At 35.4% G+C, this 16,534-nt stretch carries 11 protein-coding genes; 2 read left to right on the top strand and 9 right to left on the bottom strand.

The features are described from left to right. The first annotated feature begins 284 nt into the window (after positions 1-284). On the top strand, positions 285-1,220 hold the full coding sequence (locus K7G79_RS12670) for a hypothetical protein (RefSeq protein ID WP_223551966.1): 936 nt from the start codon (positions 285-287) through the stop codon (positions 1,218-1,220). Between the two features lie 4 nt (positions 1,221-1,224). Here the strand turns inward: K7G79_RS12670 and K7G79_RS12665 are convergent, their stop codons facing one another. The 3 genes from K7G79_RS12665 to mnmA form a co-directional block, all read right to left on the bottom strand. Then, complete coding sequence (locus K7G79_RS12665; RefSeq protein WP_223551965.1) at positions 1,225-2,676, bottom strand: sialate O-acetylesterase; 1,452 nt, start codon at positions 2,674-2,676, stop codon at positions 1,225-1,227. Positions 2,677-2,832: 156 nt separating this feature from the next. Continuing rightward, positions 2,833-3,774 (bottom strand): nitronate monooxygenase family protein, encoded by a 942-nt coding sequence (locus K7G79_RS12660; RefSeq protein ID WP_223551964.1) that lies wholly within the window; start codon positions 3,772-3,774, stop codon positions 2,833-2,835. Positions 3,775-3,896: 122 nt separating this feature from the next. Next, a complete protein-coding gene (mnmA, locus tag K7G79_RS12655) occupies positions 3,897-5,084 on the bottom strand; it encodes a tRNA 2-thiouridine(34) synthase MnmA (protein WP_223551963.1) in 1,188 nt (395 codons plus the stop codon). Between the two features lie 177 nt (positions 5,085-5,261). On the opposite strand from mnmA, the gene K7G79_RS12650 reads away from it, so the two are divergent. Next, positions 5,262-7,553: a fasciclin domain-containing protein gene (locus K7G79_RS12650; RefSeq protein ID WP_223551962.1), complete on the top strand. Its 2,292-nt coding sequence runs from the start codon at positions 5,262-5,264 to the stop codon at positions 7,551-7,553. Between the two features lie 231 nt (positions 7,554-7,784). Here the strand turns inward: K7G79_RS12650 and K7G79_RS12645 are convergent, their stop codons facing one another. From K7G79_RS12645 to guaA, 6 genes are all read right to left on the bottom strand, one after another. Beyond that, positions 7,785-8,513, bottom strand: a complete 729-nt coding sequence (locus K7G79_RS12645; protein WP_223551961.1) for a toxin-antitoxin system YwqK family antitoxin — start codon at positions 8,511-8,513, stop codon at positions 7,785-7,787. Positions 8,514-8,701: 188 nt separating this feature from the next. Beyond that, entirely contained in the window at positions 8,702-10,597 is a 1,896-nt protein-coding gene (gene yidC, locus K7G79_RS12640; protein ID WP_223551960.1) for a membrane protein insertase YidC, read from the bottom strand. A gap of 75 nt (positions 10,598-10,672) precedes the next feature. After that, positions 10,673-12,313, bottom strand: a complete 1,641-nt coding sequence (locus tag K7G79_RS12635; RefSeq protein ID WP_223551959.1) for a CTP synthase — start codon at positions 12,311-12,313, stop codon at positions 10,673-10,675. A gap of 109 nt (positions 12,314-12,422) precedes the next feature. Beyond that, a complete protein-coding gene (locus tag K7G79_RS12630; RefSeq protein ID WP_223551958.1) occupies positions 12,423-12,647 on the bottom strand; it encodes a DUF3820 family protein in 225 nt (74 codons plus the stop codon). 25 nt (positions 12,648-12,672) lie between these two features. Next, positions 12,673-14,607, bottom strand: a complete 1,935-nt coding sequence (locus tag K7G79_RS12625) for a LysM peptidoglycan-binding domain-containing protein (RefSeq protein ID WP_223551957.1) — start codon at positions 14,605-14,607, stop codon at positions 12,673-12,675. Positions 14,608-14,845: 238 nt separating this feature from the next. Then, a complete protein-coding gene (guaA, locus tag K7G79_RS12620; protein WP_223551956.1) occupies positions 14,846-16,381 on the bottom strand; it encodes a glutamine-hydrolyzing GMP synthase in 1,536 nt (511 codons plus the stop codon). Positions 16,382-16,534 lie beyond the last annotated feature (153 nt).

Genomic DNA, 16,534 nt, shown 5'->3' with positions numbered 1-16,534 from the left:
TAAAATTGTTAATAAATTACAGCAACACTCTTAATATCAAATGGTTATTTTTTGTAAGTTTGAAATGCTTTTATCCAAAATCCATTTAATCGAACAATTTTTAGAAAATATATATAGAAACATTTGGCTTTTATTTTATTAGGGATTAAAAATATTTTGGCTTACTCGTTTCGATATTCAAGAGGGGAAATTTTTCCCCTTTTTTAATATATTTAATTAACATTTCTTTTAAACAATACAAATGCTTCTTTAGCTACCTTAAACTGTAAACCAAATTAAAGTCTATGAAGTTCTTCCTTGCATTTTTCTTAATTATAATATCCGCTATTGGTTTTTCTCAACAACACGTTGTCGAACCTTTTTTACCAAATATTGTTAAACAATTTCCTAATGTTAGGGATGTAACCATATCACCTAATGGTGATGAGCTTATGCTTACTGCACAAAGTGTTAATGGTAACCTCTCAGCCATTATTCATTTAAAAAAAGAAAGTAATAGTTGGGGGAATCCTCAAATAGCCTCTTTTTCTGGTAAGTATTTCGATTTAGAGCCTTGTTTTTCACCTGATGGCCTAAAACTTTATTTTGTGTCTACCCGATCATTGACTTCTGACTCCAACAAACCTAAGGATTTTGACATTTGGTATGTTGAACGTCAATCTTTAAATGCTAATTGGTCTGAACCAAAAAATATGGGAAGCCCTATAAATACCGAACACGGTGAATTTTACCCATCTATTGCCCTAAACGGAAACTTTTATTTTACTAGAGACGACACAAACATAAAAAGAAAGGATGACATCTATTTTAGTAAATATAATAATGGCCAATATGCTGAACCCAAAGCATTATCGGCTAGTATTAACTCTGAAGGTTACGAGTATAATGCCTTTATAGCTCCAGATGAATCCTATTTAATTTTTGGCAGTTACAATAGAACAGATAGTTATGGGAGTGGTGACCTTTATATTAGTTACAAAACAAAAACCCTTTGGAGTAAAGCTATAAATATGGGTGATATTATCAATTCTAGTAAAATGGATTATTGCCCATTTGTTGACACCAAAACCAATACTTTATATTTTACAAGTAAACGCGATAACACCAAAATCCTATTAGATGACCCTTTAAACATAGAGGAGTTAATTGCTGAATTGAACAGATACAATAATGGCTCAAGTAGACTGTATAGAATATCCTTCGAAAAGTTTAAATTATAATACATTATTCAACATGCTTAGCATCATTCCAGTCATCTGTTCTAAATGAAGATGCAGGCAAGAGATTAGTATCAAATAAACTTCCTTTAACCCAATTGCGCCAAGCATATCGTACTGCAACAGGAGTTTTTACATGACCACTTGTTACAAATACACGGTTACCGTTTATAATCTTTGCATCGGCTGGATAGAAAACTTTATCCTCACCAGCTATCTCAAATCCAGTTAAATTGGTAAATGTATAAAGTCCCTTTTCGGCATTTTGAAACTGTAACATTAATCCGCCCTCATGAGCAATCATGGAATTGTATATTGGTCCCGAAAAATCAATAGTTTTATAACCATAGGATTTGTGTAATGCAATAAATAATAGTCTATTGGCCACCTCTTTCTTTTTCGCCGGATGAATACAATTGGCCTCACCGATATCCATTGTAATTGCTATTCCAGAATTTGGTATAAGATCAACACATTTGAGTTGGGTTTCACGTATATAAGCTGAGTTATTAGAAACCTCAAAGGCATTATTGTCGCCATATAAAAAAGGGGCAATTTGCACATAATAGAATGGAAAATCTCCAATATTCCAACGGGATCGCCAATCTTTAACCATAGCTGGAAAACGCTCTTTGTATTCAGAAGGTTTATCTCGATTGCTCTCACCTTGGTACCATAAGGTGCCTTTTATTGTATATGGAATTAATGGATTTATCATAGCATTGAATAAGGCTGTAGGAATATGATTGGTTTGTTTATTAATATCCACACTATCTAGATCAACAGTTTGGTAAGTATTCATATATTCCTTACTTATCCAAGCTTCTACTTTACTACCTCCCCATGAGGTATGAATAAGACCCACAGGAACATCTAAAATTTTCTGCAATTGCTCACCAAAAAAATAGGCAACGGCACTAAACTCCATCACATTAATAGAACTCGCTTCTTCCCATCCATCGTAACCATCAATATTGTTCAAAGGTAGTTTTGCACCCTTTCGATGTACAGTAAACAACCTTAAATTAGGGTTATTTGCATTAGCTACTGTATGTAATGCACCAAATGTAGGTTGGCCGTTATAGCCAGAAAGTGGCTGTTGCATATTAGATTGACCTGAGCACAACCAAACTTCACCAAATAATATATTCTTTAAAAGAATATTGGATGTGCTACTAAAAATTTTAATTATTTGTGCCTCTTTGCTATTGGTAGTCATTACTTTAACCTTCCAATTCCCTTCCTTATCGGCTAAAATATTTATACTCTCATGCAACCAAGATGCTTCAATGGAAATATCTTCAAAAGGATCTGCCCAGCCCCACAGAGTAACATCAGTATCACGTTGTAATACCATATTCGAAGATACAATAGCTGGAAGCGTAATTTCGGCTTGTAAAAATTGAACCCACAGGAATCCTACGAGTATCAACAGTTGAAGACACTTTTTTGTGTTCATGTATTTAATATTTATAGAATTATACTTTTAAAAAATCATTGATTTTAATCTAACAAAGCTTTGTCTTAAATATAAAAAGAAAATAAATGTAATTCACAAAGGCCTCTACATACAAATACTAATATGATTGATAGCAATCTTTTTAAAATTTAATTGCTATAAATCAATAGCCTGTTTTTTAGCTTCTTCAAACTCTTTTACAATATCCTTAACAATTGTAGTCACGGGCTTAATATCGTGGATTAATCCAGAAATCTGCCCTATTTCCAACTCCCCTTCTTCTAAATCACCTTCAAACATGCCCTTTTTTGCACGTGCTCGTCCAAGAAGTTCCTTAAGTTGCCCTATTGTTGGTCCTGTTTTATATAGTTCTTGAACTTGATTGTAAAATTTATTCTTGATTAGCCGTACTGGAGCTAATTCTTTCAAGGTCAACTGAGTATCTCCCTCTTTAGCATTAACAATAGCCTGTTTAAATAATTGATGTGCAGAACTTTCTTCACTTGCAGCAAACCTACTCCCTATCTGTACACCATCTGCTCCCAAAACCATAGTAGCCAACATAGCTCTTCCCGTAGCTATACCTCCTGCAGCTATTAATGGTATATTTATTTGTTCCTTAACCATAGGGATTAACGTCAATGTAGTGGTCTCTTCCCTGCCATTATGTCCTCCAGCCTCAAAGCCCTCAGCAACTATAGCATCGACACCTGCTTCTTGTGCCTTCAAGGCAAACTTCACACTACTTACTACATGCACTACAGTAATACCCTTGTCTTTCAACCAAGAAGTCCATGTTTTTGGATTTCCAGCCGAAGTAAAGACAACCTTCACCCCTTCATCTACAATAATTTCCATAATTTCTTGAATATTGGGATATAACATGGGTACATTAACACCAAATGGTTTATTGGTTGCTTTTTTGCACTTTTGAATGTGTTCCCTAAGCACATCAGGGTACATGGATCCTGCTCCTATCATTCCCAAAACTCCAGCATTACTAGCAGCCGATGCCAAACGCCAACCACTATTCCACACCATGCCCGCTTGTACGATAGGATATTTAATATGGAATAGTTGTGTTATTCTCTTGGTCATAAAGAAATATTTCTAAAATGGAAAATTATGAATTATATCCCTAAGGTAAAAGTTAAGATGAAATTTAAGAAATGAAATACCTATTCAATACACTGCTCCAATTCGAAATGAGACTAAAAAGCTTAAGAGATAATCCCTGAACCCACAAGCTCATCATCAAGATACCAAGCTATAAATTGACCTTCTGTAATAGCAGATTGGTAATTTTCGAACTCCACATATAAACCACTTTCAACTTTATACAAAATTGCCTTTTCCAAAGCTTGCCGGTAACGGATTCTTGCCAAAACTAACATACTTTCGCCTTCCTTTAACATTAAGTCTTCCCGAATCCAATGCAATTCATCATTAGTCACAAACAAAGCCTTTTTTAACAATCCCGGATGTTCTTTACCTTGCCCTGTGTAGATGACGTTTTCCTCTACATCTGTATCAATTACGAACAAAGGTTCTGGAGTACCTCCTACTGACAATCCTTTTCGTTGTCCTTTGGTGAAATAATGAGCCCCTTGATGTTTACCCACTACTTTACCATCTAAAAGTTTGTAATCAATCTTACGCGATAAGTATCTTAATTTCTCTTCAAGGGTATCAAACATTGGTTGAGCCTCTTGAAATATATTCTGTTCTTTAGAAACCTCAACAATGACACCTTCTTTAGGCTTTAATTGTTGTTGTAAAAAATCAGGTAGCTTGACTTTCCCTATAAAACACAAACCTTGGGAATCTTTCTTTTCAGCTGTCACCAAACCCAACCTCATGGCGATTTCACGCACTTGTGGTTTGGTTAACTCCCCTATTGGGAATAGGGATTTTGCCAATTGGGCTTGGGATAATTGACACAAAAAATACGATTGGTCTTTATTCCCATCAACTCCAGCCAAAAGACGATAAATGGTTTGTCCGTTTTTTTCAATACTGCCCTTTCTACAATAATGACCCGTAGCAACATAATCGGCTCCAAGTTCTAACGCAATGTTCATAAAGACATCAAACTTTATCTCTCTATTACAAAGTACATCGGGGTTTGGTGTTCGACCTCTTTCATACTCATTAAACATATAGTCTACAATACGTTCCTTGTATTGTTGGCTTAAGTCGACCGTTTGAAATGGAATTCCCAATTTTTCAGCAACTATCATAGCATCGTTACTATCATCCAGCCATGGACATTCATTGGAAATAGTCACAGAATCATCATGCCAGTTCTTCATAAACAATCCAATCACCTCAAAGCCTTGCTGTTTTAACAAATAAGCAGCAACACTTGAATCTACTCCTCCTGAAAGTCCAATTACTACGCGTTTCATCAAAAAAAATTGGTTACAAAGATACGATATAAAAGAGAATACCCCTTATTAATTTAAGACTTTGAGTAACGTACAAATAATATTTTGTTTATTTTTTTTTAAATTTTATTAAACAATATTTTGTTTTTTGTTTAATTATTATATACTTTTGTTAAACAATATAAAAACAAAATGAAAATGAAAACATTAACAGCAATTAAAAAGTTAGTTTTAGTAACTATGGTATTGACTTTCGCATCTTCTTGTCTAAGCGATGATGATCCGATTGTAGTTGAACAGCCAGAAACTATTGCCGAAATAGCAGTAGTTACTCCACAATTAAGCAGTTTAGTAGCGGCCTTAAATCGTGCAGATCTTGTAGAAACTTTAGACGGTAGTGGTCAATTTACTGTATTTGCACCTACCAACGCAGCATTCGCTTCGTTTTTAGCTGCTAACGGATTTGCATCATTGGAAGAAGTTCCTGCAGATGCATTAGAGCAGATTCTATTAAATCATGTCATTTCTACAGAACTTAAATCCACAGATCTGTCAACAGGATATGAAAAAACTTTAGCTACCGAAGCAAGCTCAAATGCCAACTTGAGTTTATACATAAACACATCATCGGGAGTTCAGTTAAATGGTAACGCTTCTGTTACAAATGCTGATATTGATGCAACAAATGGGGTTATTCACATTGTTGATGCTGTAATTGGATTGCCAACTGTAGTTGACTTTGCTTTGGCAGATGATACCTTTTCAACATTGGTTTCTGCTCTAACCAGAAGTGACTTAACTTTTGATTACGTAACAACATTATCTACCCCAAACGGAACAAGCCCTGCTCCGTTTACAGTTTTTGCTCCTACTAACGACGCTTTTGCTAGCTTATTGAACGAGCTTGAGTTATCATCTCTTGGTGAAATTGATGAACCTACACTTAAAGCCGCTCTAGATTTGCATGCTATAGCTGGAGCTAATGTGATATCATCAGATTTAATAGATAATATGACTGTAACGACATTAGGTGGAGATATTACCGCTAATGTCTCGGGTGGACCAAAACTAACCGATTCAAACGGAAGAATGAGCAACATAGTAGTTACCGATGTACAAGCTGCCAATGGTGTTATTCACGTCATCGACAAAGTTGTATTGCCCAAACTACCAGATAATATTGTAAGCAAAGCATTAAGTACTCCAGACCTAAGTAATTTAGTTGCTGCTCTACAGGCTGCAGACGGAGATCTTGTAAATATCCTATCGGGAAGTGGTCCGTTTACAGTTTTAGCACCTACCAATGCCGCTTTTGACACCTTTTTGACTAATAATGGTTTTACTACTTTAGGTGATGTACCAACTGATGTGCTAGCACAAATCTTGCTTAATCATGTAATTTCAGGAAAATTCATGTCCAGTGATTTGACAGCTTTTGGAAATGGGTATATTTCAACTGAAGCTATTGGAACAGCTAACAATAAAATGAGTATGTTTTTTAACGCATCCAATGGTGTTACGTTTAATGGTATTTCATCTGTAACAAGTGCAGATATTGAAGTTACGAATGGAGTAATTCATATAGTAGACCATGTTATTGGTTTGCCCACTGTTGTTGACCATGCCACTGCTAATCCTGGCTTTAGTAGTCTTGTAGCTGCTCTAGGTGCTGCTGATGGCGACTTAGTTAACGTGCTAAGCGGAACCGGACCATTTACCGTTCTTGCTCCAGATGATACTGCTTTCACAACATTTTTAAACGGTACGCCTTTGGCGAATGTTCCAACTGATGCCCTAGCCAATATTCTGTTAAACCATGTTTTAAGTGGCGTCACCACATCATCTGATTTAACCTCAGCTGGTGCGGGTTATACAAGTACCAGTGCATCTGGTCCAGGCATGAGCAATTTGAGTCTGTATTTTAACGCGTCAAGTAACGTTATGTTCAATGGAGTTTCAACAGTTACCCAAGCCGATGTTATTGCCAGTAATGGAATAATACATGCTATTGATGCTGTCATTGATATTCCAACTGTAGTTACATTTGCATTAGCAGATCCTAACTTTTCAACCTTAGTAAGTGCATTAACGGAATTAACTCCTGCCACCGATTTTGCTTCTATACTCTCTAGGACTGAAGGCATGAATGGAGACGGAATCAATCCTCATTTTACTGTTTTTGCTCCTACAAATGCTGCTTTTGATATGTTATCGAGCATTCCCGAAGAGGCAGCACTTACTAATATATTACTACATCATGTAGTAGCAGAGGCTAATGTGAGATCTGGTGATTTAACACCAAATGGCAATACAATCGCTACAAGTTTGGAAGGCGACAATATTACAATTACCTTACCGGGATCTGGAAGTAACACTGCAGATATAACAGATGGTTCTGGAAATACAGATATTGGTGTTATTGCAGTAGATGTTCAGGCTGGAAATGGCGTTATACATGTAGTAAATAAAGTTTTACTACCCAGCAATTAAATAAATATAAACAGCGAAAAATGGTGTACAAAGCAACTTTATTTGATAGGTATAATTTAAAAATGTTTCCGCTGTTGATGTTAAATTGTACAAAAAAACTAGCAATTAAAGTTGCAGCACACCATAAGAAACTTATTTGTGATTACATTTTTTGAATTGGTTTTTGGTTTGATTTTAGACAATTTACAGTCGTTCTCTCATAAAAATTGTCTAAGAAAAAAAGGCTCTCCACTACTGGGGAGCTTTTTTATATTTACCATCTACTTTAATATACTTTGGCTTGTAGGTAAAGTCTTTTTCTTCAGTTAACTTATTTCCTTTGTAATATTTCCAAATTCCGGTTTTTTTATCATTTTTATAATGTCCCTCGGTAACAAGTTCCCCTTTAAAATTGTAATATTTGGCAGGTCCATTAAGCTCGCCGTTTGCATATTCAAAGGCTTTTAAAACCACACCACTTTCTGAATACCATTTCGATTCACCTTCCAATTTTCCTTTAATGTAATGCTGTAGTTCTGCTACTTGTCCATTTTCATAATAGGTTAAACGTTCGCCTTCCAAATAACCATTATCGTTATAACGTTCTATGATTAAAAGATTGTCGCCCTTGTTTTGGTAATACTTCCAAGTCGCAATATAAGTTTTACCTTTCATAGTGCCTTCGCTGATAACTTTACCTTGAGGGTTAAAAAATTTTACTTGTGCTGTATCCCCGGTTCTACTGAAGGTTCTTGTTGCCAATAAAACCTGTTTACCATTATCATTTATATAAAACCTAAATTCCCCCACTTCCTTACCATGAAAAAATTCGCCTTCGTATCGTAATACCTTCGTTCCTTTATAGTGCTTTCTCCAAATACCATGATGCTTGCCATTTTCATCAAATTGATTGATGTCTTGGGCAGACATAAAAAAGCCATTCAGCATGGTTAAGACGAAAATGATATTATAAAACTTCATATCGATTGTTTTTTTTGAAAAACGCTAAAAATTATCACAAATTGTATTGTCAAAAAAAGCTGCCAATATTAATGATCAATAAATCATCACAATTGACAGCTTCTACTTTTAACCCTTCAATCTTTCAATTTCTTTATAAAATTGAAATCCACTTTCCTTTTTCAAAGGAAAAAACGATCTGTTAACTATTATTTCTTTTTTCTTTGTTGGGCCTGTTTTTGTTGCTCAGCCTGTTCCATCATTTCCTTCATTTTTCTTTGGAAACGATTTTCTTTTTTAGGCTTCTTTTTGTTCTCTTGTATTCTGGCATGTATTTTATCCTCGTCAATTATATAATTTTTAATCACCAACATAATACCAATGGTAATTAGGTTGGATATAAAGTAATATAAACTCAATCCCGAGGCATAATTATTAAAGAATACCAACATCATTAAAGGTGAGAAGTAAATCATGTACTTCATCATTTTTCCCATATCGGGCATACCCTCTTGGGTTGGCTGTGCCGCTACCTGCTGACCTGTAGTCATACGCATGTAGAAAAATATCGCTAATGACGCCAATATGGGGAACAAACTCACGTGGTCACCATAAAATGGAATATTAAAAGGCAATTCTACAATGGTATCGTAAGACGACAAGTCTTCGGCCCAAAGAAAACTTTTTTGCCTTAAATCGAACGCCGATGGGAAAAACTGGAATAAGGCATAAAACACAGGCAATTGCATTAACGCGGGCAAACATCCAGCCATGGGGCTAGCTCCTGCCTTGCTGTATAAGGCCATGGTTTCCTGTTGCCTTTTCATGGGGTTGTCTTTATACTTATTGGAAATCTCTGTAATCTCTGGTTTTAAGACCTTCATCTTGGCTTGGGACACATACGATTTATAAGTTACAGGTGACATCGCTATCCTTACTAAGATGGTCATCACGATAATGGCTATACCGTAAGGTAAGAAACCACCCAAGAAACCAAACAATGGCATGAAAACGTAACGGTTTATCCATCCAAAAATACCCCATCCAAAGGGTATCAATTCATCAAGGTTTCTATCATAGGCCGTTACTACTTTATAATCGTTAGGGCCGTAAAACAAGTCCAATGTATTGTTAAACTCACCCCCTTGTAATTCTAAAGGTATACTAGTAGAAAAGCTTTTAGTGTAAACCGTATCTATAGCTTCGTCTTGCACTAAATTTTCAGCTTTAACCACAGCCTTTTTAAACGGTGACTTCGTTAATAATACCGATGAGAAAAAATGTTGTTTGTAACCAATCCACGTAACGTCTTCAATGGTTTCTTCTGAATCCCGCATACCAGTATAATCATCCTTACCATTTTCGTATTCGTAATGAATATCGGTATATCTGTTTTCATACGAAATACTTTTGGCATGACGGTAACCTTTAAGATTCCAATCTAATTTAATGTCCTGAGAACTATTAACAATATCATTCAGGCCTTGTGACCGAACGGTAAAACCAATCATATAATCATTTGGTTTTATCTCATAACGGTATTCTAAGAATTTTGTCTCTGAAACTTTTAGTTTCATGGAAACGATAGTATTCTCTCCATTTTTAGTCACAGTTGGTATAAATGGCAGATCTTTAGTGTTTAGTATTCTGCTATCTGTAGTTCCAAAATTTATATTAAATCCAGCATTGTTATCTTTAATAAGATATATGGGTTGGTCTTTAAAATCGACAAAGGCTTTTAATTTCACTTCTGAGAGATAGCCTCCCTTGTGACTGAATTTCAACTCCAGAACTTCATTTTCTACAACAGTCTCTCCTTCTATTGCCTTTAATGCAGAATAGGCAAAAGCCCCTAGCTTATTTTGCAGCTTAACCACTTGTAAAGAATCAGAACTGTCCTCTAATTCCATATCCTCTACAACAGCTGTATTTTTTTGTTGCTTTTCTTCTACCTTTTTTTGTGCTTCAACTTGTTCTTGCTTGGCTTTTTCCTGAGCTTCAAGCTCTTCTGGCGTAGGTTGGTTTTGCCAAAACATATATATTAAAATTCCAAAAATGAGTATAAACCCAATTATAGAATTAATATCTAATTTTCTTTCTTCCATATTCTTTTGAATCAATTAAAAAAGATTCCTGCATCTGCAGGAATTATTTGCAATAATCAATAAGTTATCCAAAATTTAATTTTGTGCCATACTGACATCCTTGCCTTTCATTTTATACTTTAAAGCAGCTTTAACAAAACCAACAAATAACGGGTGTGGTTTGGCTACAGTACTTTTATATTCTGGATGATACTGAACTCCTACAAACCAAGGGTGCTCTGGTATCTCAACTATTTCCACCAAACCCGTATCTCTATTCAATCCAGTAGCAATCATTCCTGCCGCTTCAATTTGCTCCCTGTACTTGCCATTGAACTCATAACGGTGCCTATGTCGTTCCATTATGGTGTCTTCTTTATAAATATTATAAACCTTGCTTCCCTTTCGCAGATCACAAGACCAAGCTCCCAATCGCATAGTTCCTCCCTTATCCGTAATGGTTTTTTGCTCTTCCATTAAGTCTATAACAGGATTTGCAGTATTTGGATTCATTTCGGTTGAATCGGCATCAGAAATTCCTAAGACATTACGTGAAAATTCTATTACCGCCATCTGCATTCCTAGACATATTCCAAAAAACGGAATATTATTTTCACGAACATATTTAACTGCATCTATTTTTCCTTCTATACCCCGTTCCCCGAATCCAGGTGCAACTAAAACCCCATCAAGGTGCGACAGTTTCAATTTGATATTATCTTCACTTAAATACTCTGAGTGAATGGACTCTACATTGACCTTAACTTCGTTTTCTGCTCCAGCATGGATAAAAGCCTCCAAAATAGATTTGTAAGAATCCTGAAGTTCTACATACTTTCCAATTAATCCAATATTTACTTCCGTCTTTGGGTTTTTATGTCGCTTCAGGAATTGGTTCCAACGTTGAATATCTGGTTTTCTAGATTCTAAGCCTAACTTTTTAAGAACCACTTTATCCAAACCTTCCATCAACATTAAATTAGGAACATCATATATTGTTGAAGCATCAATAGACTGTATAACGGCCTCTTCTTGAACGTTACAGAACAACGCCAACTTACGACGAAGTTCTTTGGGCAAATCGTGCTCTGTACGACAAACCAAAACATCGGCCTGTACCCCACTCTCCATTAACGTTTTTACACTGTGTTGTGTGGGCTTGGTCTTTAATTCTCCTGCAGCCGATAAATAAGGCACCAATGTTAAATGGACCACAATGCCATTGTTGTCACCTAAATCCCAACGCAATTGTCGCACGGCTTCAATGTATGGCAAGGACTCAATATCACCCACGGTACCCCCTATTTCGGTAATAACAATATCGTACTCACCCGAGTTTCCTAATATCTGTATGCGATCCTTAATTTCATCAGTTATGTGTGGTACAACCTGAACCGTTTTTCCCAGAAACTCACCTTGACGTTCTTTTTGTATAACACTTTGGTAAATTCGTCCCGTCGTTACATTATTGGCCTGACTGGTTGGGGTATTTAAAAACCGTTCGTAATGACCTAAATCCAAATCGGTTTCAGCACCATCTTCGGTAACATAACATTCACCATGCTCATACGGGTTTAAAGTTCCAGGATCTACATTAATGTAAGGATCTAATTTCTGAATAGTTACCCGATATCCTTGTGCTTGTAAAAGTTTGGCTAAAGATGCTGCTATTATTCCTTTTCCTAATGAAGATGTAACCCCACCGGTAACGAAAATGTATTTTGTACTACTTACCATAATGCGCTTATAAACGCAGGCAAATTTACAAAATTAAAACAGTTATAACCGAATAAGTTTTTAGTTATTTAAAGGTGGTTATTAACAAAGCAAGAATGTGCTTGCTAACTTATTTTGAATACTGCTTTTGAATAGTTCTTACCATATCTTCCAATCCATTTAGCTTTAACTCATATACCTGATTAAGCATATCCCCTAGTTTACCCTTGGGAAAACCCTTACTATGGTACCATACTATGTAATACTCGGGTAAATCTATTAAATAACGGTCTTTGTACTTACCATAGGGCATCTTGGTATGGGCCAATTGTATTAGAAAATCTTTGTTGGGCATCACTGAAACAATAATTAGGAAAAACCTATGGCCTTACCTCTACAATAGTTAAATCTTCATGTTTTAGCAAATACACAGCTTCATTGTAATAACCCCCAATCAATTTTTTTTTGTAGGCAAATTTATTTTCCAAATATTCCGTTAACGGTGCTTTGTTTACTGATGCATATAAATCTTCTGAAGATACTAATCGTAATACCACATCCATAGTTAAATCAAAACCCTTAACAGCTGTATTACTTGGTACTACAAAATATTTCTTTTCATAGTCCTTAACAAACAGACTATGATCATTTTCGTTATATACCCTAGCGCCACTTGCATAATGAAATTGAAGTTTGGAAAGATAGTAGTTCGAAATTTCATCACCTTCAAAGGCCCTATTATAATTTGTAGTGTTTAACCTTATGGATACTTCCTTAATTTCCTCTTCTTTGTTTTCCTTTTGAATTAAGGATGCTAAAATACTTATGACATTAGAAGCAAAGCCCTCATTTTGAGTTTCTAAAAACACAATGTTGTTTCCTGGCTTCAAAACATTTTCTATATCTTCTTTAATAACATAAAAACTGTCTTTTCCTTCCTTATCCTTACGGGAATACACCAATTTAGCCTGATTAAATTTGCGCTTTAACTCATCTGCAATATTTTGGTTTTTATAATCTGAAATGACTACGATGTTACTTTTTAAGGTATCGGACTTTACAAAACTTATAATCTTATCCTTAAGCAATTCTTCTGGCGTACGTATTTGGAACACATTATCCAACAATCTTAATTTAGCTCCTGAACCTGTAGGTGATATTATAGGTGTATTATACTTACTCAATTCGGTAGCCGCACGATTAAAATTATCAGAAATTAACGGCCCTATAACGGCGTCTACAGATTCAAAATTATTATTATTAATAATTCTGGACACCTCACTTATTTCATTTTTTGTATCGTAAACGTCCACCTTAAGTGAAATACCCAATTGCTTTAGTGAATCTACAGCCATTAATACCCCTGAATGGAAATCCAATGAAGCCTTTAAATAGGGATCATTCTTGATACTGTTTTTAGTACCTATTATAGAATCGTAATCCACACGGTTTAACCTAAATGGTAACATAATGGCGATATGCTTTTGAGAGAAATCTGAAATACTATCTATTAGATTAATACGATTACTTTCTTCTCCTAATATGGAATAAGTTTCAGAAAAAGGAATTTTCAGAAACATACCAACCTTTAATCCGCTCTCACTTAAGCCTGGATTTAAAATTTCCAATTCTTCTTGTGTTACCCCAAGTTTCACTTTTAAACGGTAGAACCCTTCCTTTGGTAATACTTCATAATAGCTGTAGCGTTCATCAATTTGCTTTTTTTCTTCATCTTCAATGTTAGGTACATTAATTTCTTGACCAGCTTGCAAAACCTCACCCATATCAGGATTCAAAGCCTCTAATTCCTTTATTGTTATACCATACTTGTAGGCAATACGCCATTTGCCTTCTTTTGGAAGCACTTTGTAAATGCTGGTCGAATTTGCTTCTTCTACAGTTTCCGTAATCTTAAAAACAGGAATTTGCAACTTATCTCCTTTACGCAAGGGGTCGGCATATAAAAAGGTGTTATACTTCTTAATCTCATCAACGGTTATTTCATATTGCCTAGCCAAGCTGTATAGGGTTTCTTTTTTCTTGACCCTATGGTTTTTAAAGCCTTCCAATTCCTTTGTAATGGTTATTTTAGGTTTATTGGCCTTAGAAATAGGAATAATTAATATAGTATTAGGTTTAAGTTTAGTTTTAGAATCTGGATTTAAACTATAAATATCAAAAGGGGTTACATAATACAATTTTGCTATGTCTTCAACCGTTTCGCCCTTTTTTACTTTATGTGTACTAAAGTTTTGAGCTTTAACAGAAACTGTAAACAATAAAGCTAAAGCTAAAACTGAAATTAATTTATTCATATTTTGTTTTTTTATAAACCTAAACCAAATAGTTTATATACGATTATTTCAGATATTAAGGATGTATTCTTAATCACATCCTTTTCATTTGTGCATATAATATGCCAAAAAGAACAAAAAGATATATTTTATTGGTAGATAAACTACATTTAACACTATAGCGAAAACACCAACAAAGCTCTAAAAGTAGCTAATAAATCTAAACTTAAATAGAAAAATAATTAAAAAAGATATGCTTTTACTCCCATTCTATGGTTGCAGGGGGTTTAGAACTAATATCGTAGACTACTCTATTAACACCTTTAACTTTATTTATGATATCGTTAGAAGTCTTTTGCAGAAACTCATACGGTAAGTTTACCCAGTCTGCCGTCATACCATCGGTACTTTCAACAGCTCTTAGTGCCACGCACTTTTCATAGGTACGCTCATCACCCATAACGCCAACACTATTTACCGGCAATAACATGGCTCCAGCTTGCCACACTTTATCGTAAAGCCCCCACGTTTTCAATCCGTTTATAAAGATCGCATCAACTTCCTGTAAAATACGTACTTTTTCCGCAGTAATATCTCCTAATATCCTAATCCCCAAACCAGGCCCTGGAAACGGATGACGGCCTAAAAGTTCGGGGTCTATACCTAATGTAGTACCCACACGCCTTACCTCGTCCTTAAACAAAGCCTTCAGTGGCTCAACAATTTTTAGTTTCATAAAATCGGGTAATCCTCCAACGTTATGATGACTTTTTATGGTAGCTGAAGGTCCTCCTGTTGCTGATACACTTTCAATTACATCTGGGTAAATAGTCCCCTGTGCCAACCAAGTCACATCTTCTATTTTATGAGCCTCATCATCAAAAACTTCAATAAATGCATTACCAATGGCTTTACGTTTTTTCTCTGGATCTTGAATACCCTTTAAAGCTAACAAGAACCTATCAGAAGCATCAACTCCTTTTACGTTAAGCCCCATTCCTTCATATTGGTTCAATACATTTTGAAACTCATTTTTACGAAGCAACCCGTTATTAACAAAAATACAATACAAATTTTTACCAATGGCTTTATTAAGCAACACAGCCGCCACCGTTGAATCCACGCCACCAGAAAGCCCTAAAACAACTTTATCATCTCCTACTTTTTCTTGCAAGGCTTCAACTGTTTCCTCTACAAAAGATTGTGGCGTCCAGTCTTGATGCACACCAGCTATACTTACTAAAAAGTTTTCCAATAATTGTTTTCCATCTGTAGAATGATATACTTCTGGGTGAAACTGAATAGCATAAGTTTCTTCTCCATTAATACGGTAAGCGGCATTTTCTACATCGTGTGTACTTGCTATAAGTACCGCATTGGTTGGTAATTTTTTAATAGTATCACTATGGCTCATCCATACCTGACTACCTGTATGGATATGTGCCAAAAACGGCTCGTTACTCTTTATGAAAGATAAATTTGCACGTCCATATTCACGAGTATTGGAAGGTGCTACTTCGCCTCCTGAAAAATGCGCTAAATATTGTGCGCCATAACATACAGCCAACAATGGTTTTTTACCACGTATGTCTGTTAAATTTGGATGCAGAGCCTCTTCTCCCCTTACAGAATAAGGGCTACCTGAAAGAATAACAGCCTTATATTCATCAACATTATTTGGAATTTTGTTAAATGGAATAATTTCGGAGTAGATGTTGAGTTCCCTAACTCGACGCCCAATAAGTTGGGTATATTGCGATCCGAAGTCTAAAATTAATACCTTATCGTGTTGCATGCGCAAAAGTAATAATTGATTTTAGATTGACGAATTACGATTACGATTTTTTTATTTTTTTTCACTGCCGTCCAAAAGTTTTTGAAAACGGGCAATAAAGTTTCTGTGTCCCTTTGTTTATAGGGGCATAATTAATTGTTTGCTGGAATTATC

The organism is Aestuariivivens sp. NBU2969, from assembly GCF_019931125.1.
GTDB lineage: Bacteria > Bacteroidota > Bacteroidia > Flavobacteriales > Flavobacteriaceae > Aestuariivivens > Aestuariivivens marinum.
Note: the sequence above shows the minus strand (reverse complement) of the source record. Positions and strands in the feature narration are given on the sequence as shown.

Bases quoted from the DNA above. Each gene is read 5' to 3' on its own strand.
- K7G79_RS12670 (WP_223551966.1), top strand. From the start codon at position 285: ATGAAGTTCTTCCTTGCATTTTTCTTAATTATAATATCCGCTATTGGT.
- K7G79_RS12665 (WP_223551965.1), bottom strand. From the start codon at position 2,676: ATGAACACAAAAAAGTGTCTTCAACTGTTGATACTCGTAGGATTCCTG.
- K7G79_RS12660 (WP_223551964.1), bottom strand. From the start codon at position 3,774: ATGACCAAGAGAATAACACAACTATTCCATATTAAATATCCTATCGTA.
- mnmA (WP_223551963.1), bottom strand. From the start codon at position 5,084: ATGAAACGCGTAGTAATTGGACTTTCAGGAGGAGTAGATTCAAGTGTT.
- K7G79_RS12650 (WP_223551962.1), top strand. From the start codon at position 5,262: ATGAAAACATTAACAGCAATTAAAAAGTTAGTTTTAGTAACTATGGTA.
- K7G79_RS12645 (WP_223551961.1), bottom strand. From the start codon at position 8,513: ATGAAGTTTTATAATATCATTTTCGTCTTAACCATGCTGAATGGCTTT.
- yidC (WP_223551960.1), bottom strand. From the start codon at position 10,597: ATGGAAGAAAGAAAATTAGATATTAATTCTATAATTGGGTTTATACTC.
- K7G79_RS12635 (WP_223551959.1), bottom strand. From the start codon at position 12,313: ATGGTAAGTAGTACAAAATACATTTTCGTTACCGGTGGGGTTACATCT.
- K7G79_RS12630 (WP_223551958.1), bottom strand. From the start codon at position 12,647: ATGCCCAACAAAGATTTTCTAATACAATTGGCCCATACCAAGATGCCC.
- K7G79_RS12625 (WP_223551957.1), bottom strand. From the start codon at position 14,607: ATGAATAAATTAATTTCAGTTTTAGCTTTAGCTTTATTGTTTACAGTT.
- guaA (WP_223551956.1), bottom strand. From the start codon at position 16,381: ATGCAACACGATAAGGTATTAATTTTAGACTTCGGATCGCAATATACC.